Annotated in this window: 13 protein-coding genes, 1 rRNA gene and 2 pseudogenes; 9 read left to right on the forward strand and 7 right to left on the reverse strand. The window is 37.2% G+C overall.

Features of this window, described 5'->3' with window-relative positions; genetic code table 11:
- The first annotated feature begins 172 nt into the window (after positions 1 to 172).
- The 4 genes from J582_RS17700 (at position 173) to J582_RS17715 (ending at position 4311) form a co-directional block, all read left to right on the forward strand.
- Positions 173 to 535 (forward strand): DMT family protein, encoded by a 363-nt coding sequence (locus tag J582_RS17700; protein ID WP_004711246.1) that lies wholly within the window; start codon positions 173 to 175, stop codon positions 533 to 535.
- A 183-nt stretch (positions 536 to 718) separates the two neighbouring features.
- Positions 719 to 1231, forward strand: coding sequence for a 5-(carboxyamino)imidazole ribonucleotide mutase (gene purE / locus J582_RS17705; protein ID WP_000994663.1), 513 nt, complete (start codon positions 719 to 721; stop codon positions 1229 to 1231).
- Positions 1232 to 1240: 9 nt separating this feature from the next.
- Positions 1241 to 2362 carry a 5-(carboxyamino)imidazole ribonucleotide synthase gene (locus J582_RS17710; protein WP_004884239.1) on the forward strand — a complete coding sequence of 374 codons (1122 nt, stop codon included), beginning with the start codon at positions 1241 to 1243 and terminating at the stop codon, positions 2360 to 2362.
- A gap of 650 nt (positions 2363 to 3012) precedes the next feature.
- Positions 3013 to 4311, forward strand: a complete 1299-nt coding sequence (locus J582_RS17715) for a lytic murein transglycosylase (protein ID WP_004711242.1) — start codon at positions 3013 to 3015, stop codon at positions 4309 to 4311.
- Between the two features lie 48 nt (positions 4312 to 4359).
- Here J582_RS17715 and J582_RS17720 read toward each other — a convergent pair whose 3' ends face one another.
- The 6 genes and pseudogenes from J582_RS17720 to J582_RS17745 all read right to left on the reverse strand — a co-directional run bounded on the left by J582_RS17720 (position 4360) and on the right by J582_RS17745 (position 10892).
- A complete protein-coding gene (locus tag J582_RS17720) occupies positions 4360 to 4746 on the reverse strand; it encodes a hypothetical protein (RefSeq protein ID WP_006581484.1) in 387 nt (128 codons plus the stop codon).
- Positions 4747 to 4846: 100 nt separating this feature from the next.
- Positions 4847 to 5858, reverse strand: a pseudogene (locus J582_RS17725) (M57 family metalloprotease).
- 81 nt (positions 5859 to 5939) lie between these two features.
- Positions 5940 to 6857: a matrixin family metalloprotease gene (locus J582_RS17730; protein ID WP_004884233.1), complete on the reverse strand. Its 918-nt coding sequence runs from the start codon at positions 6855 to 6857 to the stop codon at positions 5940 to 5942.
- A 331-nt stretch (positions 6858 to 7188) separates the two neighbouring features.
- Positions 7189 to 9129: a molecular chaperone DnaK gene (gene dnaK, locus J582_RS17735; RefSeq protein ID WP_004884231.1), complete on the reverse strand. Its 1941-nt coding sequence runs from the start codon at positions 9127 to 9129 to the stop codon at positions 7189 to 7191.
- Between the two features lie 152 nt (positions 9130 to 9281).
- Positions 9282 to 9836 carry a nucleotide exchange factor GrpE gene (gene grpE, locus J582_RS17740; RefSeq protein ID WP_002051954.1) on the reverse strand — a complete coding sequence of 185 codons (555 nt, stop codon included), beginning with the start codon at positions 9834 to 9836 and terminating at the stop codon, positions 9282 to 9284.
- Positions 9837 to 9964: 128 nt separating this feature from the next.
- Positions 9965 to 10892, reverse strand: a pseudogene (locus tag J582_RS17745) (LysR family transcriptional regulator).
- Positions 10893 to 10999: 107 nt separating this feature from the next.
- On the opposite strand from J582_RS17745, the gene J582_RS17750 reads away from it, so the two are divergent.
- Positions 11000 to 11866: an MBL fold metallo-hydrolase gene (locus tag J582_RS17750; protein ID WP_004711232.1), complete on the forward strand. Its 867-nt coding sequence runs from the start codon at positions 11000 to 11002 to the stop codon at positions 11864 to 11866.
- A 389-nt stretch (positions 11867 to 12255) separates the two neighbouring features.
- On the forward strand, positions 12256 to 12486 hold the full coding sequence (locus J582_RS17755; protein ID WP_002051903.1) for a hypothetical protein: 231 nt from the start codon (positions 12256 to 12258) through the stop codon (positions 12484 to 12486).
- A 170-nt stretch (positions 12487 to 12656) separates the two neighbouring features.
- On the opposite strand, the gene J582_RS17760 is transcribed toward J582_RS17755, so the two are convergent.
- Complete coding sequence (locus tag J582_RS17760; RefSeq protein WP_002051871.1) at positions 12657 to 12983, reverse strand: hypothetical protein; 327 nt, start codon at positions 12981 to 12983, stop codon at positions 12657 to 12659.
- Positions 12984 to 13193: 210 nt separating this feature from the next.
- On the opposite strand from J582_RS17760, the gene J582_RS17765 reads away from it, so the two are divergent.
- The 3 genes from J582_RS17765 to J582_RS0104935 form a co-directional block, all read left to right on the forward strand.
- The gene (locus J582_RS17765) at positions 13194 to 14264 is read left to right on the forward strand and encodes an alpha/beta hydrolase (protein ID WP_023188037.1); all 1071 of its coding nucleotides are present in this window, start codon (positions 13194 to 13196) and stop codon (positions 14262 to 14264) included.
- Between the two features lie 147 nt (positions 14265 to 14411).
- Positions 14412 to 14969 (forward strand): peptidylprolyl isomerase, encoded by a 558-nt coding sequence (locus tag J582_RS17770; protein WP_004711225.1) that lies wholly within the window; start codon positions 14412 to 14414, stop codon positions 14967 to 14969.
- Positions 14970 to 15359: 390 nt separating this feature from the next.
- Positions 15360 to 16119 (forward strand): 16S ribosomal RNA (locus J582_RS0104935); the annotation flags it as partial.

Below are 16119 nucleotides of genomic sequence, written 5' to 3' on the forward strand. Positions count from 1 at the left end.
TTGCCAGCAACGATAGCAAGGCTCAACTGGAAAAGATAGTCAAAATTCGTTGTTGTTCTATGTGTTTGAGGCACTCATAAAAGTACAGCTTTATTTTTTAGATTTAAGCTGAATTATAGTTTTATCTTTTATAATGTTTTTGATCCATATTAATACTTAAATCATCGTGACGATGAAGGATGTGCCTTTGAGCCCAACGGTTTTAGCTTTTGTGCTATTAATTATTTCGAACTGTTTTATGACACTTGCATGGTATGGGCATCTTAAGTTTTTGCACCATGCTCCATTCTGGCAAGCGATTTTATTCGGTTGGATTATTGCCCTACTGGAATATAGTTTTATGATTCCAGCAACTCGAATCTTGAGTGATCAAAACTGGACTTTGGGTGAAATGAAAATTACCCAAGAAGTGGTTACCCTCATTGTATTTGTACCATTTATGGTGTTGCTGTTTAAGCAGCCGTTTAAATTAGACTATGTTTGGGCCATGTTATGCTTGTTTGGTTGTGTCTATTTTGTATTTAGAAGCCAGTAAAATTATTTGAAATTGGGTTTTCAGACAGATCGTTGTTAAATCCATCGGATTCACGCTTTTTCCTCATAAACTTGGGCTTTGGGGTGAGTGAAAAAACAGCTATAATATTGGCCTCATCTTTTTCTCTCATGCTTGGCTTGGTACAAGTCGAGTTTTTACCATTTTTACGCTTTGGAAATGCCAATGAACGCGGTCGCAACAGATACCCAACCTTTAGTCGGAATTATCATGGGTTCCCAGTCCGATTGGGCAACGCTTGAACATACTGCCAATATGCTTAAACAGCTTGGTGTCCCATTTGAAGCGGAAGTGGTATCTGCTCACCGTACGCCAGACCGTTTATTTGAATACGCAGAAACTGCGCGTGATCGCGGTATTCAAGTGATTATTGCAGGCGCTGGTGGCGCTGCGCATTTACCGGGTATGTGTGCGGCAAAAACTGACTTACCTGTGTTGGGTGTACCAGTTAAATCATCAATTTTAAATGGTGTAGATTCATTACTTTCAATCGTACAAATGCCAGCAGGTATTGCAGTCGGTACTTTGGCAATTGGCCCAGCTGGTGCGACTAATGCTGCGATTATGGCTGCTCAAATCTTAGGTTTAACTCGTCCTGAAATTGCAAAAAATGTTGCAGATTTCCGTGCTGCGCAAACTGATAAAGTTGCAAGCAACAATATTCCGGGACAGGTTTAAGAGGCTGAAATGGATAAAACTATCGGTATTTTTGGTGGTGGGCAATTGGGCCGTATGATGGCGCAAGCAGCTTTACCATTAAATATTCAATGTACTTTTTTTGAAGCAAATACAGATTGTCCAGCAGGTGTTTTAGGCCAAGTTTTTTCTAGCCAAGATGAACAAGGTTTAAAGCAGTTTATTGAAAGTGCTGATGTTTTCAGTCTTGAGTTTGAAAATACGCCGGTTGCGGACGTAGATGTTTTAACACAAACCAAAACATTGCACCCTCCCCGTATTGCTTTAGCAACTGCACAAAATCGTTTGTCAGAAAAAGCATTATTTGATGAACTTGCGATTCCTGTTGCGCCGTATCGTGCTGTAGACAGCCTAGAAAGCTTAAAAAAAGCTGTTGCTGAGCTTGGTTTACCAATTGTGCTCAAGACAGCAACTGGTGGATATGACGGCAAAGGTCAGTTTGTACTTCGTTCAGAAGACCAAATTGATACAGCTTGGGCAGAGCTTGGTCCTGCAAAAAGCTTAGTTGCTGAAAGCTTTGTGAAGTTTTCTCGCGAAGTTTCGATTATTGCAGTACGTGGTCAAAATGGTGAAGTGAAGACTTGGCCATTAGCTGAAAACCACCATCACAACGGTATTTTGTCGCACTCAATCGTGCCTGCACCGAACAGTGAAGCTCTACAACCAGTTGCTCAAGACTACATTACGCGTTTGTTGAATCATCTCAACTACGTTGGCGTGTTAACTCTCGAGCTATTTGTGACAGAACAAGGCCTATGTGCAAATGAGATGGCACCACGTGTGCATAACTCAGGTCACTGGTCAATTGAAGGCGCTGTATGTTCGCAGTTTGAAAACCATGTTCGAGCTGTTGCAGGGTTACCATTAGGTTCAACAGACGTTGTTCGACCAACGGTCATGATCAATATTATTGGTCAGCATCCTAAAACTGAAGATGTTTTAGCACTAAATGGCGCTCATCTGCACCTTTATAACAAATCAGAACGTGCTGGCCGTAAGTTAGGCCACATTACGTTAATGCCTGTGGATAGTAATGAATTGACGAATTTATGCCGTCAATTAGCGAAAATTTTGCCAGAACCACTCGCATTAACAGCTGATATGACCATTTAATTCAGTTAAAATTTGCAAAAAAGCGATCTTCGGATCGCTTTTTTTGTCTTTTAAATTTAAAAAATATTAAAAACCTGTTATTTGCTCACTGTGGATAACTTTTGTTGAGCTTTTAAATTTAAATGAAGGTCCTGATTTTGAATTTAAAATAAGTTATCCCCAATACCTAAAGTTTGAATTTAAATCGGGTCTCTAGCTTATGTGCGTTTTGAATTTAAAAAGATGCATGTTATCTGAGTGGTATTTTGAATTCAAAACTATATCTAACTTTTAAATTTAAAACATGTATCCATGAGTGGTGAGGGGCTTGTAGCGTATAAAGATGATGAAAGATACAGAGAATATAGGGATTTCGGCAGTTTTAGTGTGTGGTTTTATAAGTTATCCACAGTTGGTTTATGGTTTGAATATTTAAATTTAAACTGATGTTTTGAATTTAAAGTATGGACGCGATTTTTGAATTTAAAAATAATTAATCTGATGTTGGAAGTTTTAAATTTAAAACTGGATGCAAAATTTGAATTTAAAACTCCGGAAATGAATTTAAAGAAGGAATTATGAATTCAAATTTACGATTTCTCTCTGAAAATTTTGAGTCCATAATGGTATGGTAAAGACAAATTTAAATTTAAAAATTGAACTAGGATAATATGCGACGTTTTTCTTGTATTGTTGGGTCTATATTTTTGACAATGACTCAGGCTCAAGCAGAGCTGATAATTAATGGTTCTACTTCTACAATATCTAGTAATGCAACAGTTCCTGTAACGAATAGCAATACTTACACGCCTAATAATAATTTTCAGAGTTGTTTGGCAAATTTACGTTCGCAAGCGATTGCTGCGGGTGTTTCGGGTAGCACGTATGACCGTTATACACAAAATTTAACGCCGGACTACTCAGTAATTGATAAGTTAAATTATCAGCCAGAGTTTTCGACACCAATTTGGGACTATTTATCTGGTCTTGTAGATGAAGAACGTGTTGAGCTTGGGAAACAAAAATTAGCGCAATATCGTGATGTTTTAAATCGTGCCTCTCAAGTTTATGGCGTACCGCCTGAAACAATTGTGGCAGTGTGGGGCGTTGAAAGTAATTTTGGCGATATTTCTGGAAAATATCCTTTATTGCAGGCACTTGGAACATTAAGTTGTGAAGGGCGCCGGCAAAGTTATTTCCGGACAGAATTTTTTGCCACTATGCGTATTTTGCAACGCGGTGATTTAACCGAAGATCAACTTAAAGGTTCATGGGCTGGCGCTTTTGGACATACACAGTTTATGCCATCAACTTATGAACGCTTAGCTGTTGATTTTGATGGTGATGGTCGTCGTGATTTAGTATCTAGCACAGCAGATGCATTGGCATCTACGGCTAATTTCTTGAATAAAGCTGGATGGCAAACTGGTATGCCTTGGGGCTTTGAAGTCAAAATTCCATCAGGTATGTCAATTGATGGAGAAGGGCGTCGCTCTAAAAAGCCATTGAGTAGCTGGAGTTCACGTGGGGTAACCCGAATTGATGGTACACCATTAATTCAAGGTGCATTATCTGGTAGCACACCAGCTGGGTTAATGGCGCCTGCAGGAGCAAGTGGTCCAATCTTTTTAGTATTTAAAAATTTTGATGCTATTTATAGCTATAACGCAGCAGAAAGTTATGGACTTGCAATTGCACATTTATCTGATCGTTTAAAAGGTGGGAAACCATTCGTTGCTTCTTGGCCAACAGATGACCCTGGTACTTCTCGCGCAGAGCGTCGTGAGATTCAGCAATTTTTGATTAATCGTGGTTATGATATTGGTGCTGTTGATGGACTGATTGGAGATAAAACCCGTGTTGCTATACGTCAGGAGCAAACCCGTTTAGGTTTAAATCCAACAGGACGGGCAGGGCAACAAATTTTACGTGCATTCCGTCAGGAACAAGCACGAAAAATGATGCAATAAGGCATTAAATAAAAAGGTCTGCATATGCAGACCTTTTTTATTGAATAACTAAATTATGGATTGATCTAGCTTTACTGCTTCTAAAATATCAAAAATAACTGAAGTGACATCTTGGCTTAGGTCGCGATCATTAAAGATTTCATAAGCAGTAATAGTGACATCAGTGTCACTTGGTAATTGCTTCTGTTCTTCTTCAATTAAATGTTCGATAGGCAGTAAAGTCTGTTTAACTTCAAGATGTAAAATATCTTTATATTCAATATTTTCATCTTCAAGCTCAATTTCTTGCTCGTTAAAGTAAGGCAACAAAATAGAATGAAGGTACGGTTTAAGTTCAATAATATCAAATAGTTCGATATCTCGAGTTTGTTCAATCGTACTAATGTGGTCATTTACTTCAATCAGGATATGATAATAACTCATCTTGATCTCCATTCTATTTTAGACGGCTCTTACAACCACAATAACATGACTTTGACATGAATTTCGATGTATCTATTTATAAAATAGATACATCGTTATGTCTCATAACTAATTATTGAGGTAAAGCGTTTAATAGATCACGATCAGCATCAGTTAAAACATTACTTTTTTTATTGCTGTCTTTGCGAACTGAGTACATTAGGGCACCCGGTTGATCGCTATGTTTTAAGCCTAGTGCATGGCCTAATTCATGAGCAATCGTTAAACGTAAATCATCAATTGAGCTATACTCATAAATTGTGATTTGTTTACCGTTATAAATCCCTTTCTTAAATACATCAGCTTGGGCATTTTGCTTAAACTGATTTAAAGATTGATTGAACTGATCGTTAATCTGATTAAAGTGATTAACCTTTTTGTTTAAATCTGCAGCTTGCTGATTATAAGCGGCAATATCTTTCTTCAAAGAAACAGTTTGCTTCTGTAAATCTTTCTGAGTCTTCGCAAGAGATTTTGCTGTGTATTCAGGTGCTAATTTACCTTCGTTAAACTGCATCATTTGTTGATCAAAATTTTTCAACTTCTCATTTAAGATCTGTTTTTTGTTTTCAAGATCAGATTGAGTTTGACTTAAATTTTGCTTCAACTGCTTAATTTGCTGCTGTTCATCAATTACACGTTGTTGATCTTGCTTAAACTGAGCAGAAATTTTTTGACGCTCTGCTGAACGATTTTGGCTATCATCGTATACAAGACGAATTTCTAACTTTGCATTTGGGTCATAAGTAAAGTAATTTTTACCTGTACCTTCTTTCCAGATATCAGCAGCTTGCTGAGTAATCTGAATCAATTGATCTTGACTTAAACCAAAACGAGGATCAACTTCAGCAATTCTATATGTTAAATGTTGAGCATTTTTTTGCTGAACTTGAGTGTTTACAGGAGTTGCAAGATGAGCATTGGCCTGAAAATTAGAAAAAGCAAAAGCCAAGCCTAATAACAAAGATGTTAAGCGCATAGTCGTCAGGGGGGAGATTTTAAAAAAAACGTATTATAAGAAGATAAAATGAAAAATCAATCAAAAAATATACAATTTCGATAAATAAATGAGACTTTGGTCTCATTATTTTTTACCATTTGCCAAATTATTTGTTAGTAAAATTTGAACAGTTTTTATTTTATTTAGTTTATTTAATCAGTTAGTTTTAATGATTTTTGTCATTTGAACTATAAGTTGAACTCAGTAAATCTAAATCTGAATGTGTTAATTTGAAGTTATGAATATCTTGTTCCTTTAAACGAGGGTACATCAAAGATTTAGGGTCAGTAGTGTGTTTTAGTCCCAATGCATGTCCAAATTCATGGGCAAGTGTTAAACGCAAATCATCAAATGAATTAAAGCCATAAATCTGAATTTGATTTTGACTAAATAAGCCTTTATGAAAAGTCTCAGGACGATCAGTTGTGCTTAAATTAAATTCCTTGATAGCTTGATTAAGCATGTTTTGTTGTTGATTTATTTGCTTAATTTGCGCATTAAGAGTTTCTATTTTATTACTATGATGAGAAAATTTTGTTTTTAAATCTAATGATAATCTGGTTAGCTCAGCTTGACGTTTAATTAAATCAGCTTGATTAAATTTCCCAACATTTCCTTGGTTAAAGATAGTTACATCCTTTTGATATTGTTCAAATCTATTATTAAGCTGGACTTTGGCTTCATTCAAAAGAGTAGTTTCCTCCTCTATTTGTTGTTTAGATAAAAGAACAGCTTTATTTTTCTCCCGCCATTCTTCCTGCTGCTGTAATAACTTATTTATATTAATTTTTCTTTCATTTTGAGCAGTTTGATAATCATCAAATACTAAATTAATTGTAAGCTCTGCTTGTGAGTCATAAATAAAATAAGTTTTTCCAGTTTCTTTCTGCCAAATTTCAGCAGCTTCTTTGCCAATTTGAACAAATTGTTCCTTGGTAATATGAAAGCGTGGATCTATATAATCAATCTTGTATTTTAGAGGTTGATTAAAAGAAATAGTTGATAAATGGCTTTGAGCTAAAGCAACTGTGTGTAAGCTCATACTTAAGTAAAAGCTCATTCCCCACCATAGAAATTTTTTCATGGCAAAAATAAAAATACAAATAAATTCTTATTGTTAGTAAGTAATTCGGATCCGTCAAAGTGATAAAGGAGACCAAAGGAGGCGATCATTTTGTGATCTTGCTAAAGAAAGGGGAAGGGATAAATCTATTTATTTGGCACTAATGGAAAATTTAATGGATTTAATAACAGTGATTTTAATTTTTTAAAATAATTATAAATAATAAAAAGTTAATTTTAATAATTGACTATTTTGACTGCAAAATAACCAAATTGATATAAAAACAATAATTGTTTCTTTTTGTAACTCATAAAAAAACCGCGCTTTCGCGCGGTCTTTTTAAAGAGACAAATTATTTTTTGTCATCTTTTACTTCTGTAAATTCAGCATCTACAACGCCATCATCAGCTTTTTGTTGACCAGCATCACCGCCTTGGAATGCATTAGGATCAAAACCTTCAGCACCACCAGCTTGTTGTGCTTGTTCATAAGCACGTTGAGTGATCGGCATCAAAATGTTTTGTAAAGCTTCAGTTTTCGCTTTAATTGCGTCAACGTCATTTTCTTTAGTTGCTGCTTCAAGTTCAGAAACTGCTGTGCTTACCGCTGTTTTTTCATCTTCAGTCACTTTGTCACCAAGATCTTTAACAGCTTTGTTCGAGCTTGAAATTAATGCATCAGCTTCGTTACGAGCTTTTGCAAGTTCTTCAAACTTACGGTCTTCTTCAGCATTCGCTTCAGCATCTTTAATCATTGCTTCGATTTCAGCATCAGACAAACCTGAGTTTGCTTTAATCTGAATCGATTGCTCTTTACCAGTGCTCTTATCTTTCGCAGATACTTTCAAGATACCGTCAGCGTTGATGTCAAACGATACTTCAATTTGCGGCACACCACGTGGAGCAGGTGGGATATCGCCTAATTGGAAGTTACCCAACAATTTGTTTTGTTGAGCCATCTTACGTTCACCTTGGTAAACTGAAATATCTACAGCTGGTTGGTTATCAGCAGCAGTAGAGAACACTTGTGATTTCTTCGCAGGAATCGTAGTGTTTTTCTCAATGATTGGTGTTAATACACCGCCCATTGTTTCAATACCTAAAGTTAATGGTGTTACGTCAAGAAGTAATACGTCATTCTTGTCACCAGATAATACAGCACCTTGAATTGCAGCACCGATAGCAACTGCTTCGTCAGGGTTCACGTCTTTACGTGGCTCTTTACCGAAGAATTCTTGTACTTTTTGTTGTACAAGCGGCATACGAGACTGACCACCAACCAAGATTACGTCAGAGATGTCAGAAGTCGAAAGACCAGCATCTTTAAGTGCAATCTTACAAGGTTCAATCGTACGAGCAACTAAATCAGCAACTAAACCTTCAAGTTTTGCACGTGTTACGTTGATCACTAAGTGTTTAGGACCAGAAGCATCAGCAGTGATGTATGGAAGGTTGATTTCAGTTGCATTTGATGAAGAAAGCTCGATTTTTGCTTTTTCAGCAGCTTCTTTCAAACGTTGTAACGCAAGTGGATCATTTTTCAAGTTCACACTTTGTTCTTTCTTGAATTCTTCAACCAAGTATTCAATTAATGCGTTATCAAAGTCTTCACCACCAAGGAAAGTATCACCATTAGTTGATAACACTTCAATTTGTTGGTCGCCATCAAGATCCGCGATTTCAATGATAGATACGTCGAATGTACCACCACCTAAGTCGTAAACTGCAACTTTACGGTCGCCTTCTTTTTTATCCATACCGAACGCAAGTGCAGCAGCAGTTGGTTCGTTAATGATACGTTTAACATCTAAACCAGCGATTTTACCCGCATCTTTAGTTGCTTGACGTTGAGCATCGTTAAAGTAAGCAGGAACGGTAATTACCGCTTCAGTTACTGTTTCACCTAAGTAATCTTCTGCTGTTTTCTTCATCTTTTTCAAGATTTCTGCAGAGATTTGTTGAGGTGCTAATTTTTTATCGTTTACTTCAACCCAAGCATCACCATTATCTGCTTTAATGATTTTATATGGTACAAGACCGATGTCTTTTTGTACTGCTTGATCTTCATAACGACGACCAATTAAACGCTTGATCGCGAATAATGTATTTTTAGGGTTTGTTACTGCCTGACGCTTAGCACTTTGGCCAACTAAGATCTCGCCATCTTTATAAGCAATGATCGATGGAGTTGTACGTGCGCCTTCAGCGTTTTCGATTACTTTTACTTTATCGCCTTCAAGTACAGCAACACATGAGTTGGTAGTACCTAAGTCAATACCAATAATTTTCGCCATTTGGTGTGTTCCTCTAAAATTCTGTTGCAATGTTTTTGCTTGTTATTCGATATGAGAGTCAATCGGTTTTTTTCAAGCATTTTTATGAAAAAAAATCAAAAAACTCTCAAATTTTGTGCTTTTAGCGAAGCGATGCTTCGCTTTTGCTCATTTTATTGACCAACCATAACCATAGCAGGGCGCAACAAGCGACCATTTAAGGTATAGCCTTTTTGTAAAACGGTGCCGATTTCATTGGCTTTGGCATTTGGGTCAATGCCAACAGCTTGGTGTAAATCTGCATTGAAACCATTTTGAGTATCAGCTTCTACAACACCAAATTTCTCAAGAGTCGTTAACAGTGACTTTAAGGTTAACTTAACACCTTCAAGTACAGGTGTTTCTTCACCACCAGCTGCCTGAATTGCACGTTCTAAATTGTCGACAGAGTCCAACAATTCTTTGGCAAATTTTTCAAGTACAGTCTCTTTATGTTTCTCAGACTCACGTTGAATACGCTCTACGCTTTTTTGTGCTTCGTAAACTGCATTAGCAGTACGAGCTTTTTCAAGCTTAAGATTTTCTTCTAGTTTGGTGATTTGCGCTTGTAAAGATTCAACGGTAACGTCGTTTGCTTGCTCTACACTTTCAGCCTGAGTTTGCTCGTTAGATTGCTCAGCTTGCTCATTTTGAATGTCTTGAGCTTGCTCATTTTGCTCATTAGCCATTGATGATCTCCGTTTAAATGGGTTTTTAAACATGTACAGTCCTTTTTGGCATCAGTATTTACTGCGTAAAACCTGAACTGCCATGCATATGCTGTAATTCATTAATAGGGATGAAGTATGGGCATTGCCTAAAAATTCAAGCGTACACGGCAATTTAAAGCTTTAATTTTGCGGTTTTAAGTAAAAATCCAGCTTTTCAATCATAAAAGCTATAAATTCTTGAGTAATTCGAGGTAAATGCTGTCTAGAAGCATACACGACCGACAAACTTAACTCAGGGGCCGTAAAGTTTTTAAATAAAGGAGTTAGACGTTTTTCTTTTAAATCCTTCTCCACTAATAAAGTAGGTAACATTGCGACTCCCTGTGCGTGTAAGCACATATCGTAAAGCGCATTCACATCATTACTTTTAAAAGTGACATTTAAAGGATAGTTCTGAGGCTGTTGTTCATTATCAAAAAGTGTCCAGTATTGATGTTGGCTGTGATGAGCAATACATTCATGTTGAATAAGTTGACGAGGATGGAGCAGGGGACTGTGCTGTTTCAAATAATCAGGATGAGCACAGAACACAGACTCGATTTGACAAACGGGTCGTGCAATTAAACCATCGGCCACCTTTTGAGTGATACGTAACGCCAAGTCTACTTGTGCATCGATAAGATCCATGGTGTTTTCAGTTAAGTAAACATCAAAATCAATATGTGGATGTTGACGTTTAAACTGTCGAATACATTCTGCTACCCCCAGTTCAAACAAAAATAAACCGCACGTAAAACGAATTGTTCCATTATGCTGCTCAGGTGCAGCGAGTTCTTGTAAGAGTAACTGCTGTTGTAAAATATTTTCACAGTAGAGTAGAGCTTTCTCACCTGCTGGAGTAAGAGATATTTTTCGGGTATTTCTTTGGAAAAGTCGAGTTGAGAACGTATGCTCAAGGTGTTCAAGATAACGCGAAACCATGGCACGAGAATAATTAAGATGCTCGGCTGCTTTGGTCAAATTGCCATGTTGTGCAATAGAAACAAAGACCTGAATCGCTTTTAAAGTATCCATATGTCTAGCTATTATTACAATATATGCAACAGTTTATCTTAAATTAGTGCGTTTATCTTACATAAATTGCAATTTAAAGTGTTCTTCATGAAACAGGAGAATACCTAATGAAATTATTTAAATTAACCGCTTCCGCACTGGCTACTGCTACAGCATTAACCATGGCTCAGTCAGCTTTTGCTCAAGAATTGAAAATTCAGAGTTTTCTTGCTAAACCAGAACACTTCGGTGTGACTTCAACCTTAATAGAAGGGGATAAGGAAGTTTTATTGGTTAATGCACAATTTTCAAAATCTGAAGCTTTACGTATTGCTGCAAATATTCTTGATAGCGGTAAAACATTAAAAACTATTTTTGTAAGCTATGGTGACCCGGACTATTATTTCGGCTTAGACGTATTTAAACAGTATTTCCCGAATGTACAGATCATTGCTACGCCGGAAACAGTAAAGCATATTCAGGATACTCAAGCGCTTAAAGTTAAATATTGGGGGCCACAAATGGGTGCAAATGCACCTAGCCAAATTATTGTGCCTCAAGCTTACACTGCTAAAACTTTAAAACTTGAGAATGAATCAATCGAGATTAAAGGTAAAAAAGAGCTTACTTATTTATGGGTTCCTTCTGCAAAAGCAGTTGTGGGTGGTATTCCGGTATCTTCAGGCATTCATTTATGGATGGCCGATACCCCTAAAACCAAAGATCGTGTGGAAGTCATTCAATCTTTAGAAAGCATTAAAGCCCTTCAACCTAAAATTGTCGTACCTGCTCATATGGTAGAAGGCGCACCACAAGGCCTAGATGCTGTTAACTTTTCAATTAATTATTTAAATAGCTATGAAAAAGCAGCTAAAGCAACTAAAAATGCTACTGAGTTGAGCAAACTCATGCAAAAGCAATATCCAACACTTCAAAGCGTGGATAGCTTAGAGTTAGGGGCTAAGGTCGTAAAAGGTGAAATGCAGTGGCCATAATTTAACATTTAAGCCGTATTCACTTTTAAAAGAGCCGTGATCATTCGCGGCTTTTTTATGAAAAACCACTTTTAAGGGCCAAAAAGCTCTGTAACAGTCTATGTACCTTATATAGCGTTTCTATAAATGGAAAAATTTTAAATATAACGGCCAAGCAGAATGAAAAGAAAAAATTGATAAAATTAAACAATCGTTTATCTATGGTTTAATTTATAAATTAGGTTGGTCATATTAAAAAAATGAATTTAATAAAAAATTGCAGAATTTGTACTTCTATTACTACAAAAGACAACCAATGATACGCACGTCAGAAAAAAAATTGTGAATTATAGGCAGCGCGAAGATGAACTTTGCATTTAAACGTTTGTCGTAATGAAAGGAAAGCAATCATGAAAAAATTAGGTCTTATCTCTGTAGTACTTGCTGGTGTTGCTCTTACAGCTGTTGGTTGTGCATCAGAAGCTGGTTTAAACGCTTCTGGTTCTGCTCAAACAAGTGCTAGCCCATCTGGCGTACATGCTGGTGCTGGTATCGATGCAGGTGTTTCTGGTCAAGCACAACCTGGTCAAGTAGACGCTGGTGCTTCTGGTTCAGTTTCAGGTTCTGCAACTGCTCAGTAATACACTGCTAAAAATAAGAGATATGAGTTTATAGAACATATATGTTCATGATGCCGATACATATATGAAATGAGCTGCTACTCATTTTTCTATAAATTAGAGAGAATTTATATTCCTCAAAAAAGCCCCAGAAGACTTATCTCTTTGGGGCTTTTTATATCTTAGTGAGTTTAATCATCGTGACGATAATCTCGACGATCATGATCTCGATTTTCTACCCGTTTTTTATCCCAATCACGGTGCCTTTTTTCCCATTCACGACGATTTTTTTCTTGTTCACGAATGTCTTTACGTTGTTGTTCATATACTCGTTGACGCTCTTCCCAACGTTTTCGTTCCCAATCATTATATCGACGTTGATCATCACGATCATAGCGACGATCATGATCATGGTAACCATATCCGCCACCACGATAATAAGGATCATCTGGATAAGCAACACAGCCTACAGTTAAAAGACTGGTTGCTAACATAGTAACAACTAGTTTTGCTGACATAGCAGTCCCTCTTTTTGTCTGTTAACAATAATTGGCAAAAAAGTCCTGTTTTAATCGACAGATTTGTTAATGACATTTGCTATAAATCAGATTAGCGTAGATTGGTTTTTACCTTTGTATCTTGATTGCATGAGTTGTATGCGAATATAGTCAAACAACAAAGAATTCTGTAGAAAATATGAAGGATAAGAGGGATTCAAGGAGACAGGCATGACAGCATTTAATCAAAAAATTCAAACATTGCTAGATAAGGGACAAGGCCCTGCTGCTCGAGCACTTGATAGGTTACCCCGACTAGCCCAAGAGTCTCTCGCTAAAATTTTAGGATATTCTTATCAATACCCAGATCTCGATTCATTTACGAAATGCATGATGGCTGTGCAAATCAAACAGGGGAGAGTGGGTTTCATTGGCTCTGATCCGATTCAATCAAGAAGAATGTTTGATGCACAAATGCAGGCCATACGTCAAAAACCAACTTATATTGAATCAGTAGAAGATATTCGTCTTCCACTACAAAGCGGCACAATCTTTGCCAGACATTATCATCCGACTCCTAATAAGAAACTGCCATTAATCGTGTTTTATCACGGGGGTGGTTTTGTTGTAGGTGGTTTAGATACTCATGATGAAGTTTGTCGTTTATTAGCAAAATATGCAAAAGTACAGGTCCTCAGTATCGACTATCCTCTTGCTCCGGAAGTTTCACCACAACATTTAATTCAGTCATGTGAAGATGCATTAGCATGGGTTTATCAAAATCGCAGACAATTAAAAATATTAAAAAATAGAATTGCGGTTGCAGGGGACAGTGCAGGAGGAAATATTAGTACTGTTGTAGCGCAAAGATCAGTAAATAAAGCTTATGCACCACAAGCACAATTACTTATCTATCCAACAGTAGATTTTAAAAGCAGACATCCTTCTTTTTATGCCTATAACGAAGGATTGGTTTTAACAAATACCGATATTGATTACGTCACACAATATTATGCAACTCAGCATAATGTAGAACTTGATGATCCAATTATTTCACCCACCTATGGCAACCTAAAGAAAAATCCACCAGCTTTTGTGATTACAGCTGGACATGATGTCCTACATGATGAAGCGAAAATATATAGTCATAAATTAAGACAAAATGGCGTAAAAATGTATTACGAAGAGTTTCCGGAACAGACTCATGGTTTTATTAACCTGACTCCAATTTCTAGAAAAGCCAAACGTCATACTATCGAAATTAGTAAAAACTTCAGAAAATTTTGGGATAAAAATAGTTAAGTAAATTCAATAATCCATGTTTCACGTGGAACATGGATTAAATAAACAAATAGACTTAAAAATTCTTAATAAATAGTCACTAGAATTCTTCGCTGTAGATGATTAAATTTAATAATTATCTTTTTATAAAACTTATTGTAGGAAAATATGAAAAAGTTATTGATGTTGTTTTGTCTAGGTCTAAGTAGTCACTCAGTATGGGCTAATAGCTTAGTTGAGATGCAAACAAATTTAGGCAACATCGAAATAGAGTTGTATGACGATAAAGCACCGATTAGTGTGAATAACTTTAAAAGCTATATAAAGTCTGGTTTTTATAAAGAAACAATTTTTCATCGTGTGATTCCTGGTTTCATGGCACAAGGGGGTGGCATGACTGCAAATATGCAGGAAAAGACAACACGAGCACCTATTAAGAACGAAGCAGGAAATGGTATTGCAAATACACGTGGTACTTTAGCGATGGCTCGTACATCAGATCCAGATTCAGCTACTAGCCAATTTTTTATAAATGTCGCAGATAATAAATTTCTTAACCGTTCACCGGGAAATCCGGGATATGCCGTTTTTGGTAAAGTTGTAAAAGGAATGGATGTAGTAGACCGTATTGTTCAGGTTCCTACATCAAACTATGGCATGCATCAAAACGTACCAAAACAGCCTATAAAGATTGTAGATATAAAGATCAAAACAATGGGAAAATAAATTAAATATATGAATCAATAACTTAAATTATTTTTTAAATTTATTTGACTGAAAAAGAACCGGTCGAGCATGGATATTTATAAAAGTGCTTGCGTACCGGTTTTTTTTCCCTATAATGCACTCATCCCGACGCGATACACAAGAATATCTTAGCTTACAGGGTTAAGATAAAAGCTTAGTATTGTGTTGGATCTGTCTCTGACGAGGAGCAGAAAAATCATTAAGAGAATTGAAGAACAACTTGTGTGGATTTTTACTGATTGATTAATCGAAATAATTTTCATTGATTGATTGGTTTAAATTACTCGAAGTTTATTTGAGCGAAATTTAAGTCAGTAATTGATGAGCCAGAATTGGCACCTTGTCTATAAATAAGGTGCAAAATGATTTTAACTGAAGAGTTTGATCATGGCTCAGATTGAACGCTGGCGGCAGGCTTAACACATGCAAGTCGAGCGGGGGAAGGTAGCTTGCTACCGGACCTAGCGGCGGACGGGTGAGTAATGCTTAGGAATCTGCCTATTAGTGGGGGACAACATCTCGAAAGGGATGCTAATACCGCATACGTCCTACGGGAGAAAGCAGGGGATCTTCGGACCTTGCGCTAATAGATGAGCCTAAGTCGGATTAGCTAGTTGGTGGGGTAAAGGCCTACCAAGGCGACGATCTGTAGCGGGTCTGAGAGGATGATCCGCCACACTGGGACTGAGACACGGCCCAGACTCCTACGGGAGGCAGCAGTGGGGAATATTGGACAATGGGCGCAAGCCTGATCCAGCCATGCCGCGTGTGTGAAGAAGGCCTTATGGTTGTAAAGCACTTTAAGCGAGGAGGAGGCTACTTTAGATAATACCTAGAGATAGTGGACGTTACTCGCAGAATAAGCACCGGCTAACTCTGTGCCAGCAGCCGCGGTAATACAGAGGGTGCAAGCGTTAATCGGATTTACTGGGCGTAAAGCGCGCGTAGGCGGCTAATTAAGTCAAATGTGAAATCCCCGAGCTTAACTTGGGAATTGCATTCGATACTGGTTAGCTAGAGTATGGGAGAGGATGGTAGAATTCCAGGTGTAGCGGTGAAATGCGTAGAGATCTGGAGGAATACCGATGGCGAAGGCAGCCATCTGGCCTAACACTGACGCTGAGGTGCG

Origin of the sequence: Acinetobacter sp. 1566109 (genome assembly GCF_000582255.1) — a bacterium.
Taxonomy (GTDB): domain Bacteria; phylum Pseudomonadota; class Gammaproteobacteria; order Pseudomonadales; family Moraxellaceae; genus Acinetobacter; species Acinetobacter nosocomialis.

Coding starts and splice junctions, on each gene's coding strand:
- J582_RS17700 (WP_004711246.1), top strand. CDS start 173: ATGAAGGATGTGCCTTTGAGCCCAACGGTTTTAGCTTTTGTGCTATTA.
- purE (WP_000994663.1), top strand. CDS start 719: ATGAACGCGGTCGCAACAGATACCCAACCTTTAGTCGGAATTATCATG.
- J582_RS17710 (WP_004884239.1), top strand. CDS start 1,241: ATGGATAAAACTATCGGTATTTTTGGTGGTGGGCAATTGGGCCGTATG.
- J582_RS17715 (WP_004711242.1), top strand. CDS start 3,013: ATGCGACGTTTTTCTTGTATTGTTGGGTCTATATTTTTGACAATGACT.
- J582_RS17720 (WP_006581484.1), bottom strand. CDS start 4,746: ATGGAGATCAAGATGAGTTATTATCATATCCTGATTGAAGTAAATGAC.
- J582_RS17730 (WP_004884233.1), bottom strand. CDS start 6,857: ATGAAAAAATTTCTATGGTGGGGAATGAGCTTTTACTTAAGTATGAGC.
- dnaK (WP_004884231.1), bottom strand. CDS start 9,129: ATGGCGAAAATTATTGGTATTGACTTAGGTACTACCAACTCATGTGTT.
- grpE (WP_002051954.1), bottom strand. CDS start 9,836: ATGGCTAATGAGCAAAATGAGCAAGCTCAAGACATTCAAAATGAGCAA.
- J582_RS17750 (WP_004711232.1), top strand. CDS start 11,000: ATGAAATTATTTAAATTAACCGCTTCCGCACTGGCTACTGCTACAGCA.
- J582_RS17755 (WP_002051903.1), top strand. CDS start 12,256: ATGAAAAAATTAGGTCTTATCTCTGTAGTACTTGCTGGTGTTGCTCTT.
- J582_RS17760 (WP_002051871.1), bottom strand. CDS start 12,983: ATGTCAGCAAAACTAGTTGTTACTATGTTAGCAACCAGTCTTTTAACT.
- J582_RS17765 (WP_023188037.1), top strand. CDS start 13,194: ATGACAGCATTTAATCAAAAAATTCAAACATTGCTAGATAAGGGACAA.
- J582_RS17770 (WP_004711225.1), top strand. CDS start 14,412: ATGAAAAAGTTATTGATGTTGTTTTGTCTAGGTCTAAGTAGTCACTCA.